Source organism: Acidithrix sp. C25, assembly GCF_904848545.2.
In genome coordinates, this window is record NZ_CAJHCI020000002.1 from 1,297,603 (window position 1) to 1,321,836 (window position 24,234).

A 24,234-nucleotide genomic window follows, 5' to 3' on the forward strand; every position below is an offset into this window, starting at 1 on the left:
CGGCTTGCCCGACTGGTTCTTATTTAGGCCATTGCTCGACTTACTTTGAAATTGGTTTATAGCCGACTTCGCCAAAGCGATCTCGCTTTGGTGGGTGGGTGCTAAAGTAGCTCTTGGTTGGGGTTAGGCCAGCTGTCTCGTGGCCTTTGAGTGCTTCAAGTGCGCTTTTGTATCCATCTTCGATGAGTGCGTGTGCATGACTGAAGTCGAGCCACGCAACGCCTTGGGCTAGCCGACTTTCAAAGACTGTTATTTGGGCATTTGCATCTACGTCGGCGATATCGGCCTTGAGGCGTGCCATCTTTGCGAGGGTAAATGAATCCAGCACTGCCTCAATTGGACGAGTGAATGTTTTGTGCGTTCGATCGAGACTAGAGCAATAGAGTACGTAGATCTTGTTGGCGCCCAGCGTCAATGCTCTGCGTATTGGGACGTCATCGGCGATTCCGCCATCAATATATAACTTCCCGTTGATTTCGATCGGCGAAAAGGTACCGGGAAGCGCAGAGGACGCCAACAATATAGGCGTTGGATCTCCGCTGTGAAATCTATGTGGTTCACCATTTAGAAGGTCAGTAACTACGATCTCGACAGGTATCTGTGTATCTTTTAGATCTGAGATGTGGATATGTTCCCTGATGATGTTCTCCAGGGCGTCATTTGAGTAGACGTAACTTCCCCGCTGGGCATATCGCCAAGTGGAACCAAATCTCCTCGGTGGAAAGAGGCTGTTTTTGGTCATCTTCGTCCAAAGATCAAAGAGTTCACTTAGGGTTTGGCGTGAGGGCGAAATGGCAAATGAAGTTCCATTGAGAGCCCCAGCAGAGGCGCCAATTATGAAGTCTGGAAAGATTGAATGTTCAAGAAGGGCACTCAACATCCCAACCTGGGCCGCTCCTCTATTTCCTCCGCCGGAGAGGATGAAGGCTGTATAGCCGGTCTTATCTTGATGGCCACTCAAGATCGATTTCCACCAAGGCTCGCTGGATATTTTAGGATTTCCTAAAAATATGTCGTGAGGGTTTGATGGCCGTCGTCTTAGATTTGAAGCTCCGTTGGGCCAAGTATTCATTGTTTCGTTTGCATTTGGGGGATTGTGCTGCATTGCCTATCGTTTCTAAGCGAAATGAGTCCTTTTCGAGATCACCGCTACCCTTTATCTATCCACGTCGTCAACAAAGGCCATGAGATTGAGAGTCTTTCGAACTCTTTTGCCCGCCAAAGCTAATGGACCTTGGACAAGGCAGACACAAAGGCATCTTGACCCAATATTAGGTTCTAGTACGTTGGATGCTTTTGATAGGGGTTTTCATTGAGTTGCCGCTTGTATCCTTGGCCCGTTCCGCCCTTTCTGTTAGGTCATCTTTTGCTGGTAATCTCTCTAGTTTGATCACCCAGTTACTCTCGAATAGTTTGTAAAATTATCATTGCTGGGTAACTAGATTTGAGAGTTGTTAGAGTCCCCAGAGCGGATGATCAGATCGCCAATCAGTCCGGTCCATCCGGTCTGGTGCGAGGCGCCAAGGCCCTCACCGGTATCTCCATTGAAGTATTCATGAAAATAGAGATATTGACTCTTGATCTTTGGCATGGCTGGTCGTGATCCTGATTCGTCTATCTGAAAGAGGGAAGTCAATCGTTTGGTAAGTGCGTTAGAGACCTGTGCCAAGGTTGCGTTATTTCCAGAGCCACTCGGGTACTCGATCTTTACTTGGTCGCCACAGAAAGATCCAAAACGCGAAAGCGCCTCAATGACTAGATAGTTGAGGGGAAACCAAACTGGACCGCGCCAGTTCGAGTTTCCGCCAAATAGAGGAGACGATGATTCACCGGGCTCATAGTCCAATCTGGCTTCAACGTTTCCGAGGTTTAGATGCAGAGGGTTATCTTTGTGATATTTAGATAGAGCTCTGATTCCATGGGGTGAGAGAAATTCATCTTCGTCTAGGACTCGGCCAAGAATGCGACACAGCCTCTCGGGGCTAACTACTGATAGAAGGATCCTTTTTTGGTCGTCATCGTTGATTGAATATGAGATCGCCCCGGAATACTGAGGTTTGTTATTTATGAACCAATTCAGTCGTCGCGTGAACTGCGGCACTAAGGATGAGACCTCGGGCTCTAGGATCGTAACGGCACACATGGCGATGAGGCCAACCATTGAAAATGCTCTGAGAGGCTGAGATCCACCATCTGCAAATCGAACTATGTCGAAGTAGAAGCCATCCTCCTCGTTCCAAAGTCCTTGTGCATCCATGGCAGCAGCTATGTAGGCAAAGTGCTCGAAGAATTTAGTAGCGACGTCTTCATAGGTGTCATCGTGTTCGGCCAGTACTAGAGCGATATCCAACATGGAAAGGGAGTAAAAAGCCATCCAAGCTGTGCCATCGGATTGCTCAAGTCTGCCAAGTGTAGGAGGTAAATCCGAACGATTGAAGGGACCAATGTTGTCCAAGCCCAGAAAGCCACCTTGGAAGACGTTGTTGCCCTCTGTGTCTTTGCGATTGACCCACCAGGTGAAATTGATGAGCAGTTTGTGAAAGACACGTTCTAGGAAGTCGTAGTCGTCGTCACCGTCGATCTCAAAGACTCTAAGGGCTGCCCAAGCATGTACGGGTGGGTTCGCGTCGTCAAAGGCCCATTCATAGGCGGGCAGTGCACCCGAGGGATGCATATACCACTCGCGACACATGAGAATCAGTTGTCGCTTCGCAAAGGCTGCATCGACATGTGAAAGGGTAATGCAGTGAAAAGCCAGATCCCAAGCGGCAAACCAGGGATATTCCCAGGTGTCTGGCATTGAGATGACGTCAAGTGCGTGAAAGTGTCGCCACGAAGCATTGCGACCCGAGCTTCGTTCATCGGGAGGAGATGGCTGTCCTGGATCGCCGTCTATCCATCTCTCTACGTCAAAATGATAAAATTGCTTAGACCATAACATGCCGGCGAATGCTTGACGCATAATGGAAGCTTCCTCACTCGAAGTAGCTTTGGGTGAAAGTGCCCCATAAAACTCATCGGCTTCAGCTCTTCGTTTTACCAAGAGATCGCTAAAGTCGTCCGACAGGTCTATGGGTGACTCTTCTCCGTGGGAAAAGACGACTCTGACCACCGTAGTCTGGCCCGCTTCGACCTCTCGGAGATAATGCAGTGCTGCCTTTGTTCCAGTATTGGCCGGATTAGTGGTTGTGGCACCCGTGACCACATAGTCGTTTATTGCATCTTTGGGATATTGGGTCGTGCTGGCACTGCCAAAGAGGCGCTCATTGTTGCTCTCATTGTCGCAAAATAGAGCCTTGTATTCGCCATCGCCCTTAAGATAACTAGTTCCAAGGCGGGGGTGGCTAGAGACGATGGTGTCACCATCTAAGCTCAGCGATGGTTTTTGTGCCTCAACCCTCCAGCTCCAAGTATCGCGAAACCAGATGCTAGGAAGAATGTGTAGCGTGGCTGATTCGCTAGAACAGTTGCGAGCCGAAATTTCAAAGGCAATAATTCCCGGAGACTCTTTGGCGTAGACGACGTCGATCTCCCAGAATTTATCGTCATCAAAGATATGGGTATCTTCGATCTCGTATTCTGCCTCATCCCGTGAGCGTCTTTGATTTTCTTCGAGTAATTCTTGATACGGGAAGGGTTGTTGGGGATAGTGGTAGCGAAAGTGCATCCATGAGTGGCTCGGAGTCGAGTCTATATACCAGTAGCGCTCCTTGACGTCTTCGCCGTGGTTGCCTTGGCTATTGGTTAATCCAAAGAGGCGTTCTTTTAGAAATGGGTCCTTTTCGTTCCAAAAGGCCAATCCTAAACATAGGTTTTGCTCTATGTCGCAGATTCCCCCTAGACCGTCTTCGTTCCAACGATAGGCACGGGAGAGTGCTTCTTCGAATGGAAAATAGTTCCAGGAGTCACCATTTGATGAGTAGTCTTCTCTGACGGTTCCCCAGGCGCGCTCCGCTAGGTATGGTCCCCACTTTCTCCATTGCGAGACATCTACATATTCAGATCCCAGTCGCTCATATTCCGTTGTACGCCTTAGCTTTGCTTTACGATCCATTGAGGGGACATTCTATCGTGTGGTCTTTGATTAGGTAACTCGACCTAGGCAGTGGCCGATTTAGCTACACAATAGTGATCCACCAAAGCGGCCCCTTGTTCAGCATATCCGTTTGATTGATTGCGTTAATTTTTCAAGATAAAAGGAATTAATCCGACGATAACTTCACTATTAGGACTAATCATTATGATGTGCGGTTTCCTTATTTTGAAAAATATTCTATAGGTATTTTTACCATAATATCAGAGATAACGATATGGATAACAAGGTGAACCCGCGGGTATGGCTATTTCTGAGTAGTTAAACGGCCGGTGATAGATTTCTTTAAAAAGATAGATATTGGCAGAACATCGCTAGCAAATGGTAAATGGTTAAAGTTGATGAATTTCCTAATCACTCTATGGATGAGCCAAGGTTAGGCGTCATTTTCGAGCTCTTCAATAAGGCGAGTTAGATAAAAAAGAAGTGTTGAAATCTCCTCCTTATCCCAATGGGACAATACTGTGGCAATCTTTTCCCGTCGTGCATTTCCTACAATCTCTAAAACTGTTGCACCTTCGGCGCTCAGTGCTATGAGATGTGCTCGAGCGTCACTTGGGTCGATTCGACGTTCGATCAAACCTTGGGCCTCAAGTTTTTGGAGCGCCCGAGAGACAGTTGAGCTATCTAGGCCGATTGCGTTAGCGATTTCGCTTGGTCTAAGTGGAACCCCAGATCGCAGGGGTGAAAGCTGCCAGAATGTATTCATGTCGATGTCACGATTGAGGAAGCTGGAAGGTATCTTAATTTTTCGAAGGCTTCGCCCGAGGCGTGAGAGTGCGAAATCAAGATCTGAGATTCCAAAATCGCTAGTGGCTGGCTCGTTGTTTTCGTTTTCCATCGGTAGCGTCTTCTGTTTAGAATTCAATTTCTGGTTTCATCTCAAGTGAGATCTTTTTGTCAAAGTTGGTCATTGATTGTAGCTACCAAATTGACATAAATGAGTGTAACAGGATGTAGTTTCTAATCGCCATACTCGGGCTTTTACTTGGTAATTTCGAGGCTATCTGATCTGGGATTGCTCAGGCGCATTGACTCAATGTTAATCAATTCCTCGAGCTGCCCAACTTATTTTGACGCAAGAGAGTTATGCTCGAGGCAGATCCCCTACGGGCTCTTGACCCTTTTGGATTAGGAGAAATTCTCTTTGAGCAAGGGGTATCTCCAAATAAGCAATTCGTGGAGATTCTTTCACTCAACGAGCGCTAAAAATCGGCTGGTGCGAATTGACCAAAATGCTCCTCTAGAAATCGCATGACCCGCAGAACTTCGACTTCGCAAAATCGTTTTCCAATTATTTGTATTCCGATGGGTACTCCTGAGGTCCCTATTCCGACACATACCGTTCCGGCCGGCGTCTTTGCCATATTGGCGATAGCGCAATAGCTGACCCAGTCGAGTGTCTCCTCGCCATTGATTTTGCCTTTTTCCCCGATCTTTGGTGGTAGGCCGGCCAATGCTGGTGTGATTAGGAGATCAATGTCTGCGAGCTTGCTAAAGAGGTCGTGGGAGATCTTCCATGCCATCGTTTGGGCCTTGACTAAATCCGACGCACTCATCTTCAATCCCTCGATTACCATGTTTGCCACGTCCTGGTTCAAGAGACTAAATTCAGGAGTGTCGACCAAATCTCCAAATCGAGCGCTAAAGTACCCTTGAACTATCGCTAGCCAAGTCAATATGGGCGGTGTCTCAAATAGATTGGGTGCCTCTCGGACCTCAAAACCTCCTCCTTCGAGAGCCTTGAGTGCCTGATTGAAGCCGGCTAGGAGTTCATTATCTGTCTTCCAATAGCCCATATCGGCACTGAACGCGATACGAGGACGGCGAGCCCTATCATGTAGCTCTATCGCCCAATCGTGGCTTTTTTCGGGTAACGATCTTGGATCGTCGATATGTGGTCCCACCACAAAGTCATAGAGCCACGCTCCATCTAGTATCGATCGAGCTATGGGTCCATTCGTAGAGAAGTCCCACCAGTTGGGGGGCTGATCGCCACTTATTGGAACCCGTCCGGTGGAAGTTTTTAGGACGTTGATTCCACATGATGCACCAGGAATTCGGATAGAGCCACCACCATCTGAAGCGCTTGCAAATGGCAATAGCCCTAGTGCTACTGCGGCTGCGCTCCCGCCAGAGGAGCCGCCTGATGACCGAGTGAGGTCGTAGGGGTTTTTGGTGGTTCCAAAGATGCGATTATCGGTCTCTGCGCTTGAACCATATTCTGGAGTGTTTGTTTTAGCTATCGCAATTGCACCGGCAGCCTTTAATCGGTCCACGATTAGCGAATCTGACTTTGCTAATTTGGCGTCTTTGTGAAGAAGAGATCCGTAGGTGGTGGGAAAACCGATAGCATCTTCGAGGTCTTTGACCCCAAATGGTATGCCGGCTAGGGGTTTTAGATATCCGCCTTGACTTCGTATCACATCTACTTTTTTTGCCGCGTCGATTGATTGCTCATCGTTTCTTGCGACAATCGCATTGATTTTGGGATTGAGCGAGTCGATGCGAGAAAGAAAATAGCTAACCACTTCCAGCGAAGAGATCGTTTTTTCCTCTAAGAGTTGGCAGAGTTGACGGACGGATAACTTGTGTAGTTCCATTCAAAATAATTACCACACTTTGATGGGCGAAAAGGTCGATTTGAAAGATAGACGATCAATTTAGAGATGACTATGGTTTGGGAAGGTAGCTCTTAGGGTCTGAATGCATAAATTACCGGGTATGTCTGCATAAACGAGATAATTTTATGCATTTTTTTGGAAGATAATATAAATTCTTGCTATTTTTAGTCTCGCTATCACAAGGTGATACCTTTGATTGGCGAACTATGATCATGACTTAGAGTGCAAATGTTCGAAGCCTCATGAACTAGTGGTACTTCGAACTGTTTTTATTACGTGGCCTTTGAGCACCAGGCCTTTCTTTTTCGGTGAACGTGGGGATACATTGGAATTAATGCATCGTTTTAATGAGGAAACTAAGGAGTTGGCTAATGCAATAGTCGACTATTCATTGGGTCGAGTCGCGGTAGAGTCAATCCCGCTTGATGGCCCCAAATCGAATGAGGAGTTAGCCGGCCTCTATGGAGCCAACATAACTAAAGAAGGAATCGGTGGCAAAGAGGCACTTAGGCGCTTTGTTGAAGGTTATTCTTTGGCAACGCTCAGCTCGGATAATCCGCGATTTTTGGCTTTTGTTCCTGTCGCGCCAACCAAGGCAGCGACCCTCTTTGATTTGGTGGTCTCTGCTTCGAGTATCTGTGGGAGCACTTGGATTGAGGGTGCCGGCGCGATCTACTTGGAGAATGAGGCGCTTTCATTTTTGGCATCAATGGCGAGAATGGGACCGAACGCCGGAGGTACTTTCGTTTCAGGAGGTTCGGCAGGTAACCTAGGTGGACTAGTGGCAGGGCGCGAGCGAGCGCGACGCCTTGGCAAGCTAAAAGGGCGCGGTGCCATATTGGCCTCTAGCGATGCGCACTCGTCCATTTCGATGGCCGCTCGAATTATGGATGTAGATGTCATACTGGCTAAAGGCGACGCCAATGGAAAACTTCGTGGAGATGCGCTTGTCGAAACCTTTGACTCTCTTTCGCCGATGGATGCGGAACGAGTATTTTGCGTGGCAGCTACAGCCGGAGTTACTAATACTGGAATCGTAGACGACCTCGCAACCTCAGGCGCCTTCGCCAAAGAGAAAGGACTGTGGTTCCATGTCGATGGAGCCTATGGTGGAGCCGGGATGTTGGCTCCTCGTTTAGCAGAGCTATACAATGGTATCGAGTTGGCAGATTCCTTTGTGGTCGATCCGCACAAGTGGCTCTTTGCACCGTTTGACTGTGCTGCAATAATTTATGGCGATCCCAGGGACGCTGCATACGCTATGACACAGGAAGCCTCCTACTTGGACGACGTCAACAAAGAGCGTGAGTGGAACCCGGCTAGCTACGCGTATCATCTGACCCGTCGTTCGCGCGGGTTGCCATTTTGGTTTTCATTGGCCACCTATGGTACCAACGCCTATAAAGAGGCGATCGAGGCGACCTTAGATGTGACCACATATTGTCGAAATCAGATCATAGAGCGTGAATATTTAGATCTCGCAATTGAACCTGAGCTCACGGTTGTGGTGTTTAGGCGTTTGGGTTGGAGCGATCAAGACTACATCTCCTGGAGCGAGGGATTGCTCCAAAATGAGGTGGCCTTTGTTCAGCCTACGACATTTAGAGGCGAGCGAATGATGCGTCTTTGTTTTGTCAATCCGCTAACATCAAATGACGATGTGGATTTGATCCTGGACTCGATGAAGTAACCACTTTGGAAGTGAGCTTGAAAGGCCTGCACTGGGGCTCGTGTCTTTGAAAATTTAATTTAGACGATCAGCTTTTAGTAGCGGCTGATTTGGAGATGAAGAGGATCCATAGCCCCAATGAGGCGCTATGGATCCTCGTTTATGTTAAATCCGAATCGTTTATATTCAATTTGAGCTATCCTTTTGGACCTGTTCATTGGGGTTATGCGAGAGTTGTCCCATCGATGAGATGGGTAATTAAATTATTTTAACGTTGAGATGATTGCTTAGCGTTTCTCAAGTAGATCTTTTTTTGACGTCAACTCTTCATGGGTCACCATCGGTGAGTGTCAAGATAGTGGGCGCATTTGCTTAGTTTCAGATTAATGGTTTTCTGGCACCTTCGTGCCGCCAAAATATAGTTAATTTAGGTTCCTCATGGATCGACTTATCGCCGGCAACTAGATCAAATGACTACACTTGGGTCTGCCAATTTGGCTAACTAATTGACAATCCTAAATATCTTTGGGCTCATGAAATCGAAGCTGGATAACAAAATCGTCGCACTATCGTCACGCAACGGACCATTGGAGCTCGCAAATAGGAAACCTCCTGGCTGTGTTGATCGATGGCGGACTTGTGGTGTGATTTATACCCACCTTCCCTCTGAGATCTCAGGCCTCTAGCTCTTTAGGAAGCTAACTGGGGTTATTGAGTTGTGGACGATCGCTAGTGGTAATGAGCAATGTTCCGTTCGTGTCGAAGAGGTTTTTAAACATACTTTGAAAATCGCTATTCCGCATGGTTTGTGATTAATTTTCTTGGTGGCGTGTCCCCATTTAATGGTCCAAAATTAATGTGATTTTTGGATAGGGTTGTTTTTAGGGGTTAGCGACTCTAAGGGAAATTCATAGAGCCTTTTTTGTTAATTAGTAGTAGCTGGTTGTTGAGCCTGAGGGAGTTCTTTTGCCACTTCAGATACGCATCTTCCTCCACCAACCTGCTTTGTTGCCCACTTGGCAGCCCTAGTTGTGAGCAAACTATGTGAAGCTGCAATACGGTGATCACCAAGTGTCCAGCTTCTCTTCTCGCACGAAAGATTGATACATACCATCCGAGTTTCTTCCACTTGATCCTCGTAGGAGTACCTCCAAATGGAAGATCGATGTAGGTAGCCAAGGGTCGCTCCTTTGCATGCGCTATAAAACCAAACATAGGACAGCGGACTTCTGAGACGATCTTTTCAATAGCGATCTCGGCTACAGGACCAGTTCTCTGGTAATGGAGGACTCTCACCCCCTTTAAGCCAACGAAGGCACTACAAATATCGCTAGGATCGAAAAGGACGGGGGAGCCTATATTGGCTTTGTTTTGTTTCACAGCTTGTAAAGCTACCGGCTCCCCCGTCCCTCTTGTTTTCAAAATGAACTTGGTTACCTAGGTTGTTACTTGATTCATAGCGCAACAGGAGAGATATACACCTAGACCCCGCTATTCGCATAACACTCTGAAATGCTCCAATGAGCCCTTTTAATTTCTTGTAAAGTGTGTTAATCTTCTCATGACATGCTTACACCCGAGGAACTCGCCACTATTGAAGCATTCATGGCGAAGACTGAAAACATCGACGAATATAAGCGGGCGCTGGCAGTTCTCACCCTTGAAGATGGGAGTCCCCTCAACAGGACAGGCCTCTCTGTCAAGCATGTACAGCGAATTCGACGGTCATTCCGCAGCGTTGGCACTGAGGCATTCAAGGACAAGCGCCATAACAACGCTCCGGTACTTCTCTCAAAGTCTCAAAGAGATGAAGTGGCAATCATGCTCACGACTACAACTCCCAATGACCACGGCTATAGCAGTTCCCCGTTTTGGTCAACACGGATCCTGGCTACAGTACTCAAGCGCAGATACGGTGTTCTCTATGCCTCTAGGACTAGCTATTACGTTCTGTTTCGGGAAAGTAAGTTCAGCTTCCATCTGCCGGGCAAACAGTACGAGAAGGCTGATCCACAAGCGGTAGCTGAATGGAAAGACGAGCAGCAAGAACGTCTGAAAGAGGCATTCTCTGATCCAGATACGGTGATTCTCTGTGAGGACGAGATGGTTCTCACTCAGGCGACAACTACTCAGAAAGTGTGGATACCGAAAGGAACCACACCAGCTGTAATTGAGACCAATGGAACCAGAATGAACCGGAGCATCTATGGGTTTTTAAACCTCAAGACAGGCAAGGAGCATGCATTTGCAACAGAGCGCCAGACTATGCATGAAACAGCGGCCATACTGCTGGCGATCCGCAAGATCTACCCAAGAGAGAAGATTCTGCTTATATGGGATGGGGCAGGATGGCACAGAGGGAGCGTCGCTCAAGAGGCAATTAGGGAGCATCACATCGAAGCAGTCCATTTCCCTCCGTATTCTCCGCAACTTAATCCCCAGGAACACGTTTGGAAGCAAGGGCGCTCTGCTGTAACCCACAATCGCTTCATTCCCAAGATTGAACCAGTCACAAAGGAATTAGTCGACTATCTCAACACGACGACATTCCCATACTCTTTGCTTGATTTCAAGGAGCAAGTCAGAGTGTGAGCTCTATAAAAGCTGAAGGGCCGTCAGTATAGCTCTCCTGTTTGCCTCCAGATTGCTAAGAACTCCTAGGTGAAATTGCCCTAATTAACTGCAATGGTGACACGTCTTCACTCAATACCTTACGGTGATTTCTCTGGTAGTTACTGGGTCTTGTTATCCTTATCGGAAGTACGTACGAAGATTTTAGGAATTCACAAGGTGATGCTTTTCATGCAAGTTCAATTTATATCGCTAGCTTAATCTGCCAATTTAGCTCGATTTATCAGACGGCTCGCTGAACATTTCAGATCTACACAGTGACTACTGTAACTGAATTCGGAGGTAAATCCAGGTGATTCGAAATATGTATTGACTGCACATTGAGTGCCTGTATCGAAAGTGAACCACTCAACTGCTCTGCAGAAGCACCCGCAGGGACTAGATTTCCGCCAGCAAGAGTTACGGAACTCGAACCAAGATTGGCGAAGATAAGTTTTTCGAGCCCAGAAGCAGTAGTCACTTTTATACCACTCACTGATTTCACAGAACCGTCCAATGGCGGGTCATTCGTGATGTTAAGTACTGTGATTTCATTCGCTCCCTTTATCGCTTGATTGATTAGCTGACTTGCACTGCCAGTAGGTGTTGTTGTGATTGGTAGCGTTTCGGCGAATTGTGCATCTTCGGTATTGCCAAAAAGATCCCAGTAATCAGTGATCGTAACCCTTGTTGATGCCAACATCTGCATTTCAAGCCCGGCTATGTACAAAGCATGTTCCCAAGTCGTTCCTAGTGCAGGCGAACCCTTAGAGCGGGCGCCGGGGCCAAGGTTGTACTCAGTTAACCACACTGACAAACGTGGCGGAAACGAATTGATTATGGTTCTAACGGGTTGCCACTCGATGCTTGCTCCTGCCAGCAGAGTTTCCGGCGAGTGCGGAGTGTTCTCTGAGGTGGAAACTCCAGGATAGTCGTGCAAAGTTACTGCGTTGATGTCATTACCGGCAATCCTGAGTAGCGTCGAATTCCAACTTTGTTCACGTGGCGTCGCAACCGCTATGCTTGCCACCGCGGCTATTTGTACGTTTGGGAACTCAGCGCGTATCGCAGGTGCCCATGACGCGACCAGATCCGCATAGGAAGTTGCTGTTGGGAAGGCATTGAGATAGTTGGAATTGGATAGGTAGAACTCGTTACCGAGCTCGACGTAGCGAACAGGCAGCCCTAGCTTCACCGCGGACTGCAACATCTGGATTTGATCTTGCAACGTAGAGGTCATCACATTGAGGTCAAAGATGGGAACAGCTCCCGTCGCGCTAGTTAGTTGTTTAAGTGTGGATAATGTGAAACCGTACGTTTGGTGTCGACTAGGTTGGGTCTTGGTAGTGCCGAATCTGGTTTTGGTCGTCGATGGTGGTTGATTGACGGTTCCGGTCTGCCAACTCCAGTAGTTTGCGATGGTCCCGCCGGGGTACCGGATCGTACCAAGAGCTAACGAGTTGACTGCGTTCATCACTGATGTATCGCCGTATGGTTCTGCCAACCCGGAATAGTCGAGATTGGTTCCTTCGACCGGTGTCGTTACCGAGTGTGATGCACCATCACTCACACGTAGCAGGAGTCCGTGTGAGCTATTAGACGGAGATATTCCAGGACTAGAAGTAGATTTAGCGCCGTGGTTCGCGTACTCTACGTTTCTCACAACAATCAAAAGTAATGCAATCAAGACAAGGATTGTAACTGTTGTCTTGCCCGACCATCTTCTTCGCGAAACCCTATTTTCTTTCATTTACGTAAAGATACGGATTTTTATTATGTTTATGTAAAGTCGTGGTAAACGTTCGGTGAACCCGTACCACCCCTGACGAAAACAGGACTGAACACGGAGCGCAAATTAGTGTTAACTGGTAGTCATGGACAGTTTGAATACAACTGAGACAGCGTACTTGCGGGCAGAGATAGAACGTCTGGCTGATGACAACGCGCATTTGGCCCACGATAATGCCCGTCTTCAAGCGGAGAACGCCGAGCTTCGAGCACGGGTTAGTGAACTCGAAGGCCAGATTGGTGCACTCTCGGAGAAGGTGGTAACGCTTACCAAGCTCGTCTTTGTAAACTGCGACGTTTTTTTACCCACCATCAGCGATAAAAATTGACCCAGCCAATTGAGTTCAATAGTAGTTGTTGGTGTCAGTAAAAGTGTCTCATTTCTAAGACACCGTGGATCTGAAAATCTCAGTTGAGAAATTCGTTTAGCCGAGCAGTAAGACGCTCTGCATTATCTCTGTTTGACCGAAGGTGACTATCACTTCTTCATTATCTCGAAGTAACTTGACCATCCAGGATCGCTCCTCTGGTCGACTCCGGGTAGTTGCAGAACCAAAATGTACCTCTGCTCTAATCAGGCCTCTTTTCCTCTGTCTATGAGCTGCCATACGACAAGCTGCTGAGCAGTACCTTTGTGGTCTTCCTATGCAATCTTCCGGAAGTATTTGATCACACCCCTGTCTCTCGCAGATCTTTGAGATAGGTAGTTCCGTAACGTTACGCAATGGGTTCTCCTCTCTGTTCAGTTCTCAGCTGAGATAGTTCTGTAACGTTACGCAATGGGTTCTCCTCTCTGTTCAGTTCTCAGCTGAGATAGTTCTGTAACGTTACGCAATGGGTTCTCAAGATACTTTCTTTACCGGTATAACCCAGTGGAACAATTCTTGACATGATTGCCGGAACGCTCAGAAGTCCTTCAGATACAAGTCGATCGACCTCAGACTTATAGGGATCGAGTTTTGAGTTTCGTTGTGGCTTTGTCTCGATTGGTTTAGAACTTGCTCCGTCTCTTAGATATTTATGTACGGTGTTTCTTGAATGTCCAGTTTCTCGGGCAATTTCTCGGTAACTGAGACCTTGTTGCTTCAAATCAAATATGTTCATAAGTGGCCTACCCTCCAGCATGTAAAACTCCTTCGTGAAATTGGATAATTCACTCAAGAGTATTGTCTGTTGGGTGGGTCAATTTTTATCGCTGATGTGGGTCAATTTAATTCCGCTGTTTACAGTCTTTGGCACCTCGTAGGAGAAGAGTAAGCCAGTCGAGCCTAGAAGAGGCAAAGACGATATCACAGGTGAGAAACGCCCCCGTGGTCAACAACCAGGGAGTCCAGGGCATGGCCGACGGGACTACTCGGCCCTTGAAACCGTCGAAGTGATCCACGACGTACCAGACAACGAGCGAATCTGTTCGGGTTGCGGGGCACCTTATGCCGCCTTCGGCGAAGAGACCTCCTATCAGATCGACTGGCAAGTACACATCGTGCGACACCGACATCGCCGCCCTACTTACCGGCGCACCTGCAAGTGTCAGACTCGGGGCATGCTCGTCGCACCGGTCCCGGCCAAGCCAATCCCCAGGGGAATGTTCACCTCAGGGTTCCTGGGCCGCTTGGTAGTGGAGAAGTACGTGCTCGGGCGTCCCTTGGAACGCATCGTCGCAGCTCTCTCAAATGACGGGTTCGAGGTTTCAAAAGGCACCTTGACAGGAGCGCTCAAGGCGCTTTCGGACCTACTTGAGCAACTTGACGCAGCGATTAGGGAGAGGAACGCAAAGTCGGCGCATCTGCACATCGACGAGACATCCTGGAAGGTGTTCGAGGCGGTAGCTGACAAAGCGGGCAACCGCTGGTGGCTGTGGACCTTCCTCGGTCCCGACACCGTGGTGTTCTTGATCGATCCCAAATGCTCGACGAGAGTGGTAGCCGAGCATTTGGGTATCGATATAGATGCGGGTTCGCTCGAACCTGGCCGACAGCTCCTGATAAGCTCAGACTTTTACAGTGTCTACCAGTCCCTTGGTGCACTTGAGGGAGTAGACCCGTTGTGGTGTTGAGCACACATCAGGTGCTACTTCATCCGCGCTAGCGATGCGCATCAAGAGCTGCGGAGTTGGACTACTTCATGGCTCGCTCGCATCGGGTCGCTTTATGTAGCACATCATGCACGCCAAGCACTTGAGACGGGAACTACCGGGCGCTTACGCGCTGAGGAGGACTTTACCAGGATCATCAGAGCAATGGATACTGCCAGAAAGGCTGAGGCTTGCGATCCGACGCTTCACCCTGGGGCCATAAAGGTGCTCGCAACACTGGATCGTGAATGGGAAGGCCTTTGCCGTCATGAAGAGTTTCCCGAGTTGCCACTCGATAACAACCCAGCAGAGGCTGTACTTCGCAACCCGGCAGTAATACGCAAGAACTGCTATGGATCCGGTTCAATATGGGCAGCCACCCTGGCCGCGCGGATCTGGACCATTACCGCCACCGCCCAGCGTGCTGGGTGCAACCCACTCGCCTATCTCATCGCCTACCTACAAGAATGTGCCGCCGCTGGGGGAAAGGCCCCGAATCCCGCCGCGCTGGAGCGGTTCTTCCCCTGGGTTGCGAGCGAGACTGATCTTGTTGAGTGGCGCATATCGCCACCTGGTCCGACACCATGAGTGAAACACTGCGCTACTGTGGGCGGGACTTCTCCCAAGCAGACCTTGAGGTCATCTCCGACCTGATCGCTGTGTACCCGACAAGACAGGCAATTGCTGACGCAGTCTGCGAGGCGCTTGGCTGGTATCGTCTCGACGGGCGCAAGAAGGACATGTCGGCGCGCGTTGCATTGTTGCGCATGGACAGAGACGGACTCATCACCTTGCCTAAGCCACTGCATGGCAACGGCAACGGCCGCATCACCCGCTACGCAGAGCCAATCGCTGAGCTACCCTTTGCCTATCCTGAATCGCTCGACGATCTCTGTCCAATCAAGTTCGCCATAGCAGATACCAAAGCCCAATAGCAGCGCTGGCGAAACCTCATTGCAAGCTACCACTACCTCGGCTACACCACCTTTGCCGGTGCTAAGGGGCGCTATCTCATCGAGAGCTCCTCTGGAACTATCGGTGCGATCGGCTTCGCTGCCTCGCCATGGAGCTGCGCACCACGCGATAACTATATCGGCTGGGACAAAGCGACCCGCGAAGCACGGCTGCACCTTGTGGTTGGCAACGCGAGGTTTCTCATTCTTCCTCAGGTACGTGTTGTGAACCTCGCCTCATACATCCTCTCCCGTGTCGCTCGCCGCCTCCCCCTGGCGACTGGCTACTCGCCTACGGGTACCAACCTGTACTCTTGGAGACCTTCGTGGAGTCTGCCCGGTTCACCGAAGCGAGCTACAAGGCGGCGAACTGGATCCGTGTCGGGCAAACCAAAGGTCGGGGCAAACTTGATCGCTACAACCAATACGCTCTCTCTGTCAAGGACGTCTATCTCTACCCGCTGCACCGTGACTATCGGAGCATCCTTGATTCACCTGAGTGAAAACGCAACAGGATATCAGATTGGCCCGGGAGGTCACTCTCTAACGGGTTGGCCGAATGTTTACAAGTGGTGAAAGGTGTTATCCGTCTGCTTCGCGTGATCGGTCGATGCGAGCAGCTCAACCTAAGGGAGTATGGTCTCTATGAACGTTGTCGGTGGCAGGCAAACATAGACAATTAGTCCGTAAAGGTTCAAGGCCGCTGGCAAGAGCGGATATCACGATGTGGAACGCCTCGTCACCTATTTGTCTGTTAAGTTTAGGGCCTTGTAAATCTCGCATTACTGCAACGACATTTTCGCCTGCCTTGCTTTCGAGGCCGGTGAATGTCAGGATAGTTGACCCATTTGCCAGCTCTCAGATTAATGGTTATTTGGCAATTTTGAGCCGTTTTAGTCTGTCTGATTTCGCGGTTTCTCGCAACGGTTATTTCATGTGGATAATCACTTCGCAAGTGATTATTGAAATGTGTCTAAACGCGGAGCGTTTAGACACATTTGCCCAATCCTTGACCACTACCACCAATAATTTGCTTCTACTGCTACTACCAACTAAGTCAAATAGTCATTGAAGAGTTGACTTGTCCCTAGATTGATCTAAGTGATCAAACTTTGCCTAACAACCGATCTATCTCGCGGAGGTGTAGTCCAGGTTCTCGCCAGGTGGGCTCCAGTCTCTCGCTTTAGAGTTGATCCACCTCTTTGGGTTGAGTTCCTTTGTCGTTTCGTAGAGTTTCTGTCGCATCGAGAGTACTTCGAGATGGTTTCCTTCATGAACATCATGGGGAGTAACGAACTTTAGACCACTATGTCGGTGGTGGTAGTTGTAGTAGTTGACAAACTTCTCCACCCAGGTCCGACTATCTCTAAGGTTTTCAAATCCTCCATATGGATAACCAGGCCAGTACTTGGTAGTGCGAAAGAGCGACTCTATGTGGGGGTTATCATCAGAAACCCGAGGTCGTGAGTTCGAGGTAGTGATCCCCATTTTGTAGCAAAGCTCTAATAGAGAAGATCCCTTCATAGGAGATCCATTGTCGCTATGTAAGATTTTAGGAGCTCTTCCTCCTTCTAGGAGAGTTGCTCTTACAACTAAATCGGCAAGTTGCTGAGATGATTCGCATCCGTATACTTCATATCCAACTATCTTCCTCGAATAAAGGTCCATTACAAAATATAGATAGTAAAAAACTCCATGTACTGGTCCACGTAGCCAGGATATATCTGTGACCCAAATTTCAAGGGGAGCATTTGCCAAATGACTAGGAGTACCACGTTTAACTGCTGTTTTGTCTCTACCTCTATGGTTGTTTTGCTTGTGGTCACGAAGAATTCGATAAAAGGTAGATTCCGATCCGAGATAGATTCCCTTATCGGCCAAGGCTGGAACTACTTGACTTGGAGGAAGTGACGAGAACTCCTCCTTATGCATGGTATCTAAGATCTCTTGACGTTCAGATTCATCTAGAGCAAAGCTGGGTTTAGCCCTAGTGGCAAAGGGGCGTTTGTCGTGGGTGTTGTCACCTTCAGCTTTCCATCTCTGAAAGCTACGTAGTGACAGTCCAAGTTCCTTGACCGCTAGTCTAAGCCTAGCTCCGCCGTTATGAGCTTCCTCAATAAGTTCTACTTACAAGTAGGCGATCTGAAGGGGAGGTCATTCGACCTCTTTGTCCCCGACAGGTCGCCTGGGCTTTTCCTTAGCAACTCCAGCAATGTGTAAGTTTCTGCGAGTGCCTTTTCTTTTCTATTTAGCTCTGACTCGAACTTCTTTGATCTGACCTTCTCACTTGCTAGTGCAGATCTGTATTTGGATACCGCTTCACCAGTCTTATCGTTCGCCTTTGAACAGGTAATACGCCAGTCATTTAGCTCTTCTTTCAAGATTCCCTTTGTGCGAAGGTATTCTCCAAGTTGCAACTCAGACATTGTTGCAGTTGCAAGCACGGCTTGGAACTTAGCCTCTGAACTCCATAAACTGGCTGGGGTTCGCTTAGTTGGATCTTGGCGATCTATCTGGTCCTTTAATTCACGATTCCAGATGTAGATAGTTGTCTTTGGTATCTGGACTTGTTTAGCCAAATCGGCGATTGCACCTCTGGGTGCATTGGGATCTGACAACAGCTCCCTCAGCCTCTTGACAACAGCTTCTTTTTGATCCTTTGGATAAGGCTACATCGTGTTCGATCAAAGTTCTCGCCCTGCATGGTTGGTATTCTATTCGAATAGATGCCAACTCCCTTGACACCTAGGGTCACTGCTTCGATGCTCGCTACGTATGGAACCTAGCAACGCAACTTAGGGGGCACAGCAACAACGCAACCTAGGGGTTAGGAGCCGTTCTCAACGGGTTACCTCCAATACCCAAGCTCATGATGAACTAGCCGAAAGCTCGCAAGGACACCCCGCTAAAAGCTGAAGGGCCGACATTGGGTCTTGGGATGTGGAGGAACATCGCACGCCGTCACCCATAGGGACCCGGTGAAGCGTCAACCAGGCAGGGCCGCGTGAGCGGCTATGGAAGCCTTGTCCATAAGGGTGGAGTGGATGTCACAATGGCTTGGCGGCGCGTGTTATCCTGTCTGAGTGAAGTTTTTACTAACATAATCAACTCATTCAATTGGTGTCAATCATCATTTTAGTGAAGTTTGAGGAGACTTGTAGACGAAGATCTACTGACACTTTAGTTGGTTGGGTGGTCCGAGGCGTTGGCCATCTTTATTCAATTAAGAGATTAGCAATGGCAAACCTCTGTCTTTTGTGGATGATCACACTCGTTTGTTCCTGATAGCTCGACACTTAGAAGACAAGGTTGATTTAGTGCATGGAATGCTATTTTTGTAGTAATCGACTTCGGATAGATTTGATAGTGTGAAGAATATCACATCGTTTTGTCGGTGAATGGTCGTCAATAACGATCAGAATATAGACGTGGTTGTAATTGGAATGCTACTTTTATTTAGATTGTGAAGAATTTTTAGATGAAGATCGTTGAACTTGGCGAGACCTTTCCGATTCGACCAGAGAGATATAGTGGGGATGTTGCAATTCAAGCCCTTCGAGTTTCACCAAATCCAGCCGATGGCGATATACTTCATGTTCAATATGAGCCAAATTGTGTGACCAATTGGCACCGGCATCCGGGTGGGCAATTTATCTACATTCTTTCAGAGAGCGCCATTATCGGGGTTGAAGGTGAAGAGCCGGCTCATGTAAAAAAGGGTTCGTTGGTGGTTGTTACCCCTGGCGAGAGGCATTGGCATGGCGCTACTGTGAATGATCCGGCGGAGATTTTAACCTTCACCTTTGGAATCACAAAATGGGAGGACGCCTCAATCACTAAATGATCCATTGGCACGTATTCGAAGTCGAGCCGCCATTTTTGTTATTTGAGCGTCCGGAAGATTTCCTAATGAGATAAGCACGTGCAAATATCGAGTTAAAGGGAGATGTGGTCCTGGCTGTGAGGGTTGGAATCCCGTTTGCAATTAGTTTTTGATGGCGTGGTTTGGACTGATGCAAGTTGGACGATATCTCTCGATGATTTGGTTGTAGGATTACTGTTAATGCCTGATCGAATGCGGGGTCGATAGTAGGCACATGCTGGGGATGGAAAAGTTTGGCTTGGGGATTTATCGGAGATGACGACATAGTTCTCACTCCTGCAGAACGCGATATATATTCACGAATTGGCGATAGGCAGATCGATGTCTTTGCCACTGGCGTGCTGTCGAATGTATATAGAGTTGCATCGCTATTGCGTAACCACATGGAGCGCGAGGTGCTTGGAGAGTGCAACCTGTCCTTCACGGCATTCATAGTCATGTTTACCCTTTGGGTATGGGGAGACATGGAATCCAACCGGTTAGCTAGTAGGGCCGGTGTCACCAAGGGAACCTTAACAGGCGTAGTAAAGACCCTCGAAAAGCGTGGATTATGCGTGCGGCAGGGTCATTCTCAAGATCGTCGTCGCGTTATCGTAGCTCTTTCAGACGAGGGTCGAAAGACCGTCGAAGCTGTAGCTCCTTCGTACAATTACGAAGAGAGCCGACTGGTGGAGGGTATTGGCAAGGAAGAGCAGCTAGAGGTAGCAAACGCTTTGCGAATGATCCTAATGCGAGGTATGAGCCTAAAAGAACCGTCAGATCCCGAGATCGTGGAGCAAGGCGATATCGACGAGGTCGAATAACTATCTTTTGAAGAGCTGTGAAGCTCTATTGGATTTTTATGGATTCGCCCGCAAGGAGATGGTAGATTTGGCCTGTTGAGGGCCTAATTTGCGACGATCAAGACAACGACTTGGTCAATTTAAGCTCTGATTTCTCTTTTGCCATAGAAAAGAGCGATAATTTTGACATAGCTGGCAATGGTTCACACCTAAGGATCTTTACCTGCCTGATAAATGTGGTGATTATCAAGGTGCGATTAAAGCCACTTTGGCAATTCATAATCAATTGCAAGGCATTCAATCAGCTTCGTGCTGGGTTTTTAAATGGGCTTTTAAGTCAATGACGGTGTTAATTTTCAGATCTTAAAGCTTGATAGACCAATAGTTTTCTTTGTTCGTCGAAGCCGTGATTTGATGCGGCTTATTCGGGTCTTCGGATTTAACGGTGGAAAGTAAGCATCTAAATGAGATAAAGCCTCTGGCTTTGGGCTATAGAGATAGGGGTTGGCACGTCTAATGGCTCCTTGGACGACGATCAATTATCGACCAGAGATCTCTAAAACTCATAAGGTGGATGTTTGGGTTCGCCATTGGCGAACCCAAACATCCACGAGAACATCTATCCCATTTGATGAATCTACAACTATCTGAGAATTGGCATATCACCACGTTTAGTGTGAATTAGGTTGTCGGAGACTGCTCGAATACAAGAGCAAGCTTGATCCATGACTCATCTTGAACTAAGGCCTATCTTGAACTAAGTCCCCAGGTGCGACGATAAAGTGCCACGGATAAGATCGCAATAGCCCCTGGGTCCTGATATAAGAGGTTGTTGGCCCTCAGCGGGACCTGCGCGTCGTCAAGATTGACTAACTCTGTGGAAAATTGCCAGGAGAACAATGTTGGAATGGGCAGAACGCTTTGCGTTCTGCCCATTCCAATGACCTTCGACTTCCAATAGGCTTCGGCTATGACCATCTCTAGCTGATAGCTATCAGCTAGAGATGGTCATCTTGATAGGGCTACGATTTTCTATCTGCCACGCTGGAGATTAACGAAATGTCGGTGTTACGGTTGCTAGAAGGTCCCAATTGACCTTGCCACCGCTAAGGAGTGTTCGAATGCGGAAGTTGTAGAAGTTAGTCATGCCAAAGGCGACACGCTTTGTCACCTTGACCAAGTTGTTCATAGCTTCAGTAGGTCCATTGGTGACATGACAAGAGTGCCAGGCTAGGATCTCCTCTTTCCAAGATGTAAGAGTTCTCCCAAGGAATGCCACCTCCCCTGACACCTAGAGTTGGGATTGTCAGCTCCTGTAAGTTCTAGAAATAGGCTGTCTGCATATCTACGTGCAAGGCTCGGGTCAGAAATGGCATATAGCTCCCTTAGGGCCTCTTTGGCCTGCCAAGCAGTAGCAACCTCATTGCCTGGATCGTCGGCTTTGAGTAGTCCAACGAGCTTATCTTTGGCATAACTAGTCAATCGTTCATCTGCCATAGTTAGTAATCGTCGTATTCTATACAAAGGATCACCTGCTCTTGCGCGTGACCCACAGAGCTCGTTCTGAACTCGACGCCTAGTTTAATCGATTCGTTGGTTGGCCAGCTTGATCAGGTGAAATGGATCGGCTACAAGGGTTGTCTTTGGCAGAGCCTTTCTAAATACGGCTTTGTAACCACCAGGTAGATCGAGGGTTCCCCATTTAACTCCATCACGCCAGCTTTGTTCTTGACTTTCAATCCAAGCCTTTGGATTGGCTCCGCCTCGACCCGCTACAACATCTAAAGCTACACCACGTCTCACATCTAGAAATAGTTGTAGCCCAATTCTGTTTGTGATACTTACCTTCACGGTAGAACAAGACCTCGTCTAGTCCCAGAGCATCCACAGCACCAAAACGTGAAGGATCATCCACCAATGCAGCTCCATAGGCAACGACTGCGTCATTTATCGTATGCCAATCACAGCCAAGTTCCTTAGCCACACAAGAAACGCTACGACGCTGGGCTCCAACAGCATAAGTTGCCCATCTAGCCGCCCGATCACTTAGGCGAAGACGACCTTGTGGGTATTTGAAATTGAGCTATTTTTGGATCATCATCACTAAAAGAGAAGTTGGGGGCAGTGTTTGTTTGCACATCGCCATCTGTGCTTAGACCAAAAAAGAATAACCCTGCGACCAAAAGACGGTAGGTCTACAACCTCAACAACTCTGAGGCCATTATGGTGAACTTTGCCTTCAGCGGTTGGACATTGCTTTTGTGAATCAGAACACTCAATGTGAACATGGAGCGGTTCACCAAGATTATCTTCAACGCGTATCAAATTAATATCAACTAAACCAACCAAGATTTTAGAAATTGCTTTATGATCTTTTTCCACAGGGGCTCTCCATTGTGAGTTTTGTCAAATCCCATTCTGGCAGAACCCCTGTACCACTTCCAAAGCGACTTCATAAAAATGGAACTTTAACCTCTAGCCACCGTTAAATCCGAAGTGCCGCTTATTCTTGGCCGAGGAGGCCATATTGGATTTCATATCAAGTTTTTTACGACTTGTGTTTTTACCTTTTAGGTCGCGGCTGTATCAGAGGCCCGTTGGTGGTATCGGTGATGTGGGGCCAGGGTAGCAAAGAGTTAGCGCCTTTGTCCCGAAAAGACTGTCTAGGATAGCTGGCGCCATCTGACCACAGGGAAATGTTACAAAGGTTTGGACGAAGGAAGCGCTTATATCCTGAACCCGCAATACAACCCCAATTGATCCGTCCTTGAAACATGCTGGCTTGGACGTTGTTTGACTTGAAACAGTATCAACGGCGAAGGATGGATCGGCGCTTGATATGGTTATCGTCGAGGCCGCTGCGCAACTCGAAGTCATTCCAGCTGCTATGGCAGCGTTGGTTATAGCGCTAGATTGTGGCGAAGTTGGATGAGTGACTCCACAAAGCGTTGCGAAACCGTTCTGCAGCGACGTGAGGGCGGAGACAAAATTAATTTTGGTTGGCGTGGATCCTTGGGCGCTGGGCGTGAACTTCAATTTGGTGAGCTGATCTAAGGCCGGAACTAGGGTTGGATCCTGCGTAATTGACGCCTTATTCTTGAGCGTTGAGATATCAGCCAGATATAGGCTTTGTCCGCTACTTATTTGCGATGCGCTTTGTTGAGCAATTTGGGGTAACAGAAAATAGTCAGAGACCACTTGGAAATATGCCGAGCATAGCGGTGCTATGCCGGCCCTATTCGGAGTAAGCGCCAAGGTGGACGAGGTCGTGGAAGTTGGAACTGTCAGTACCTGGGATTTGGTTGTGGAGCTATTGGATGGACTAGTTGAAGTGACAGCGGTGCCACAAGCGCTTGTGATCAAGAAGACGATCGTCAGCCCCACTAATACTAGCGGCTTCGCGGCTATGGATTTTCCTCCGGGCGATTTCGTCAAGGTAAGACCTACTTTTGGTTTTGTGTGAATCTTTTTCAAGAAGACGAGCCGATCAGAAAGACGTTCTAGCTACAAGGTTAGTTGAATGGTCCTTATCTTTCTTTAGACGATTTCGAAGTTTGAAAGATTCTTCGGATCGCCTGAGAGGTCAATATTTTGCGGAATCCTAAGTAAATGAGCTAGTTTTATGCGTTTATTTCATCAATTTATCACAATTGTAACGAAAACAATAGAAAACTTCGGTTCGGAGTGATAATAATTACTAGGGGAAATTCGGGGGAAGAGACCTTATCGGTGACAAAATGGTTGTTTTTTCGATTTGA

Annotated in this window: 21 protein-coding genes and 3 pseudogenes; 9 read left to right on the forward strand and 15 right to left on the reverse strand. The window is 48.1% G+C overall.

Features of this window, described 5'->3' with window-relative positions:
- Positions 1–40: 40 nt before the first annotated feature.
- From ACIDITHRIX25_RS98855 to ACIDITHRIX25_RS98870, 4 genes are all read right to left on the reverse strand, one after another.
- Complete coding sequence (locus ACIDITHRIX25_RS98855) at positions 41–1,105, reverse strand: patatin-like phospholipase family protein (protein WP_052606857.1); 1,065 nt, start codon at positions 1,103–1,105, stop codon at positions 41–43.
- Between the two features lie 333 nt (positions 1,106–1,438).
- Positions 1,439–4,054 carry an MGH1-like glycoside hydrolase domain-containing protein gene (locus ACIDITHRIX25_RS98860; protein WP_082058823.1) on the reverse strand — a complete coding sequence of 872 codons (2,616 nt, stop codon included), beginning with the start codon at positions 4,052–4,054 and terminating at the stop codon, positions 1,439–1,441.
- A 415-nt stretch (positions 4,055–4,469) separates the two neighbouring features.
- Positions 4,470–4,934: a MarR family winged helix-turn-helix transcriptional regulator gene (locus ACIDITHRIX25_RS98865; RefSeq protein ID WP_201733544.1), complete on the reverse strand. Its 465-nt coding sequence runs from the start codon at positions 4,932–4,934 to the stop codon at positions 4,470–4,472.
- Positions 4,935–5,298: 364 nt separating this feature from the next.
- Positions 5,299–6,696 carry an amidase gene (locus ACIDITHRIX25_RS98870; protein ID WP_052607108.1) on the reverse strand — a complete coding sequence of 466 codons (1,398 nt, stop codon included), beginning with the start codon at positions 6,694–6,696 and terminating at the stop codon, positions 5,299–5,301.
- A 355-nt stretch (positions 6,697–7,051) separates the two neighbouring features.
- Here ACIDITHRIX25_RS98870 and ACIDITHRIX25_RS98875 point away from each other — a divergent pair, with 355 nt between their 5' ends.
- On the forward strand, positions 7,052–8,407 hold the full coding sequence (locus ACIDITHRIX25_RS98875) for a pyridoxal phosphate-dependent decarboxylase family protein (protein ID WP_201733545.1): 1,356 nt from the start codon (positions 7,052–7,054) through the stop codon (positions 8,405–8,407).
- Positions 8,408–9,283: 876 nt separating this feature from the next.
- Here the strand turns inward: ACIDITHRIX25_RS98875 and ACIDITHRIX25_RS98880 are convergent.
- Positions 9,284–9,682 carry a hypothetical protein gene (locus ACIDITHRIX25_RS98880; protein WP_201733546.1) on the reverse strand — a complete coding sequence of 133 codons (399 nt, stop codon included), beginning with the start codon at positions 9,680–9,682 and terminating at the stop codon, positions 9,284–9,286.
- A gap of 270 nt (positions 9,683–9,952) precedes the next feature.
- Here ACIDITHRIX25_RS98880 and ACIDITHRIX25_RS98885 point away from each other — a divergent pair, with 270 nt between their 5' ends.
- Complete coding sequence (locus ACIDITHRIX25_RS98885; RefSeq protein ID WP_201732178.1) at positions 9,953–10,978, forward strand: IS630 family transposase; 1,026 nt, start codon at positions 9,953–9,955, stop codon at positions 10,976–10,978.
- Between the two features lie 289 nt (positions 10,979–11,267).
- Here ACIDITHRIX25_RS98885 and ACIDITHRIX25_RS98890 read toward each other — a convergent pair whose 3' ends face one another.
- Positions 11,268–12,746, reverse strand: coding sequence for a hypothetical protein (locus ACIDITHRIX25_RS98890; protein ID WP_201733547.1), 1,479 nt, complete (start codon positions 12,744–12,746; stop codon positions 11,268–11,270).
- Between the two features lie 133 nt (positions 12,747–12,879).
- Here ACIDITHRIX25_RS98890 and ACIDITHRIX25_RS98895 point away from each other — a divergent pair, with 133 nt between their 5' ends.
- Positions 12,880–13,113 (forward strand): hypothetical protein, encoded by a 234-nt coding sequence (locus ACIDITHRIX25_RS98895; protein ID WP_160291716.1) that lies wholly within the window; start codon positions 12,880–12,882, stop codon positions 13,111–13,113.
- A gap of 96 nt (positions 13,114–13,209) precedes the next feature.
- On the opposite strand, the gene ACIDITHRIX25_RS98900 is transcribed toward ACIDITHRIX25_RS98895, so the two are convergent.
- Positions 13,210–13,509 (reverse strand): hypothetical protein, encoded by a 300-nt coding sequence (locus ACIDITHRIX25_RS98900; protein WP_201733548.1) that lies wholly within the window; start codon positions 13,507–13,509, stop codon positions 13,210–13,212.
- 79 nt (positions 13,510–13,588) lie between these two features.
- On the reverse strand, positions 13,589–13,909 hold the full coding sequence (locus ACIDITHRIX25_RS98905) for a winged helix-turn-helix transcriptional regulator (RefSeq protein ID WP_052606642.1): 321 nt from the start codon (positions 13,907–13,909) through the stop codon (positions 13,589–13,591).
- Between the two features lie 460 nt (positions 13,910–14,369).
- Between ACIDITHRIX25_RS98905 and ACIDITHRIX25_RS98910 the strand changes: the two are divergent.
- The 4 genes and pseudogenes from ACIDITHRIX25_RS98910 (at position 14,370) to ACIDITHRIX25_RS98925 (ending at position 16,314) form a co-directional block, all read left to right on the forward strand.
- Positions 14,370–15,446, forward strand: a pseudogene (locus ACIDITHRIX25_RS98910) (IS66 family transposase).
- 71 nt (positions 15,447–15,517) lie between these two features.
- Complete coding sequence (locus ACIDITHRIX25_RS98915) at positions 15,518–15,793, forward strand: hypothetical protein (RefSeq protein WP_201733550.1); 276 nt, start codon at positions 15,518–15,520, stop codon at positions 15,791–15,793.
- An 18-nt stretch (positions 15,794–15,811) separates the two neighbouring features.
- A pseudogene (locus ACIDITHRIX25_RS98920) lies at positions 15,812–16,024 on the forward strand (Druantia anti-phage system protein DruA); the annotation flags it as partial.
- A gap of 113 nt (positions 16,025–16,137) precedes the next feature.
- The gene (locus tag ACIDITHRIX25_RS98925; protein ID WP_349632166.1) at positions 16,138–16,314 is read left to right on the forward strand and encodes a hypothetical protein; all 177 of its coding nucleotides are present in this window, start codon (positions 16,138–16,140) and stop codon (positions 16,312–16,314) included.
- A gap of 625 nt (positions 16,315–16,939) precedes the next feature.
- Here the strand turns inward: ACIDITHRIX25_RS98925 and ACIDITHRIX25_RS98930 are convergent.
- Both ACIDITHRIX25_RS98930 and ACIDITHRIX25_RS98935 read right to left on the reverse strand, forming a co-directional pair.
- Positions 16,940–17,929, reverse strand: coding sequence for an IS3 family transposase (locus tag ACIDITHRIX25_RS98930; protein ID WP_201733602.1), 990 nt, complete (start codon positions 17,927–17,929; stop codon positions 16,940–16,942).
- Positions 17,930–17,934: 5 nt separating this feature from the next.
- A complete protein-coding gene (locus tag ACIDITHRIX25_RS98935) occupies positions 17,935–18,429 on the reverse strand; it encodes a hypothetical protein (protein WP_201733552.1) in 495 nt (164 codons plus the stop codon).
- Positions 18,430–19,289: 860 nt separating this feature from the next.
- Here ACIDITHRIX25_RS98935 and ACIDITHRIX25_RS98940 point away from each other — a divergent pair.
- Complete coding sequence (locus ACIDITHRIX25_RS98940) at positions 19,290–19,655, forward strand: cupin domain-containing protein (protein WP_201733553.1); 366 nt, start codon at positions 19,290–19,292, stop codon at positions 19,653–19,655.
- Between the two features lie 272 nt (positions 19,656–19,927).
- Entirely contained in the window at positions 19,928–20,497 is a 570-nt protein-coding gene (locus tag ACIDITHRIX25_RS98945; protein ID WP_052607141.1) for a MarR family winged helix-turn-helix transcriptional regulator, read from the forward strand.
- Positions 20,498–21,223: 726 nt separating this feature from the next.
- Here the strand turns inward: ACIDITHRIX25_RS98945 and ACIDITHRIX25_RS98950 are convergent.
- The 5 genes and pseudogenes from ACIDITHRIX25_RS98950 to ACIDITHRIX25_RS98970 all read right to left on the reverse strand — a co-directional run bounded on the left by ACIDITHRIX25_RS98950 (position 21,224) and on the right by ACIDITHRIX25_RS98970 (position 23,911).
- On the reverse strand, positions 21,224–21,454 hold the full coding sequence (locus tag ACIDITHRIX25_RS98950; protein WP_201733554.1) for a hypothetical protein: 231 nt from the start codon (positions 21,452–21,454) through the stop codon (positions 21,224–21,226).
- Between the two features lie 73 nt (positions 21,455–21,527).
- The gene (locus tag ACIDITHRIX25_RS98955) at positions 21,528–21,767 is read right to left on the reverse strand and encodes a transposase (protein ID WP_349632167.1); all 240 of its coding nucleotides are present in this window, start codon (positions 21,765–21,767) and stop codon (positions 21,528–21,530) included.
- Positions 21,707–22,327: pseudogene (locus tag ACIDITHRIX25_RS98960) on the reverse strand (ISL3 family transposase). The gene ACIDITHRIX25_RS98955 and the pseudogene ACIDITHRIX25_RS98960 overlap by 61 nt, the downstream one beginning before the upstream one ends.
- 252 nt (positions 22,328–22,579) lie before the next feature.
- Positions 22,580–22,858 (reverse strand): transposase family protein, encoded by a 279-nt coding sequence (locus ACIDITHRIX25_RS98965; RefSeq protein WP_201733556.1) that lies wholly within the window; start codon positions 22,856–22,858, stop codon positions 22,580–22,582.
- 204 nt (positions 22,859–23,062) lie between these two features.
- Positions 23,063–23,911: a hypothetical protein gene (locus tag ACIDITHRIX25_RS98970; protein ID WP_201733557.1), complete on the reverse strand. Its 849-nt coding sequence runs from the start codon at positions 23,909–23,911 to the stop codon at positions 23,063–23,065.
- Between the last annotated feature and the right edge of the window lie 323 nt (positions 23,912–24,234).

What these genes read in the sequence shown, in the direction of transcription:
- ACIDITHRIX25_RS98855 (WP_052606857.1), bottom strand. Translation starts at nt 1,105, where the DNA reads ATGCAGCACAATCCCCCAAATGCAAACGAAACAATGAATACTTGGCCC.
- ACIDITHRIX25_RS98860 (WP_082058823.1), bottom strand. Translation starts at nt 4,054, where the DNA reads ATGGATCGTAAAGCAAAGCTAAGGCGTACAACGGAATATGAGCGACTG.
- ACIDITHRIX25_RS98865 (WP_201733544.1), bottom strand. Translation starts at nt 4,934, where the DNA reads ATGGAAAACGAAAACAACGAGCCAGCCACTAGCGATTTTGGAATCTCA.
- ACIDITHRIX25_RS98870 (WP_052607108.1), bottom strand. Translation starts at nt 6,696, where the DNA reads ATGGAACTACACAAGTTATCCGTCCGTCAACTCTGCCAACTCTTAGAG.
- ACIDITHRIX25_RS98875 (WP_201733545.1), top strand. Translation starts at nt 7,052, where the DNA reads ATGCATCGTTTTAATGAGGAAACTAAGGAGTTGGCTAATGCAATAGTC.
- ACIDITHRIX25_RS98885 (WP_201732178.1), top strand. Translation starts at nt 9,953, where the DNA reads ATGCTTACACCCGAGGAACTCGCCACTATTGAAGCATTCATGGCGAAG.
- ACIDITHRIX25_RS98890 (WP_201733547.1), bottom strand. Translation starts at nt 12,746, where the DNA reads ATGAAAGAAAATAGGGTTTCGCGAAGAAGATGGTCGGGCAAGACAACA.
- ACIDITHRIX25_RS98905 (WP_052606642.1), bottom strand. Translation starts at nt 13,909, where the DNA reads ATGCTGGAGGGTAGGCCACTTATGAACATATTTGATTTGAAGCAACAA.
- ACIDITHRIX25_RS98940 (WP_201733553.1), top strand. Translation starts at nt 19,290, where the DNA reads ATGAAGATCGTTGAACTTGGCGAGACCTTTCCGATTCGACCAGAGAGA.
- ACIDITHRIX25_RS98950 (WP_201733554.1), bottom strand. Translation starts at nt 21,454, where the DNA reads ATGGTCATAGCCGAAGCCTATTGGAAGTCGAAGGTCATTGGAATGGGC.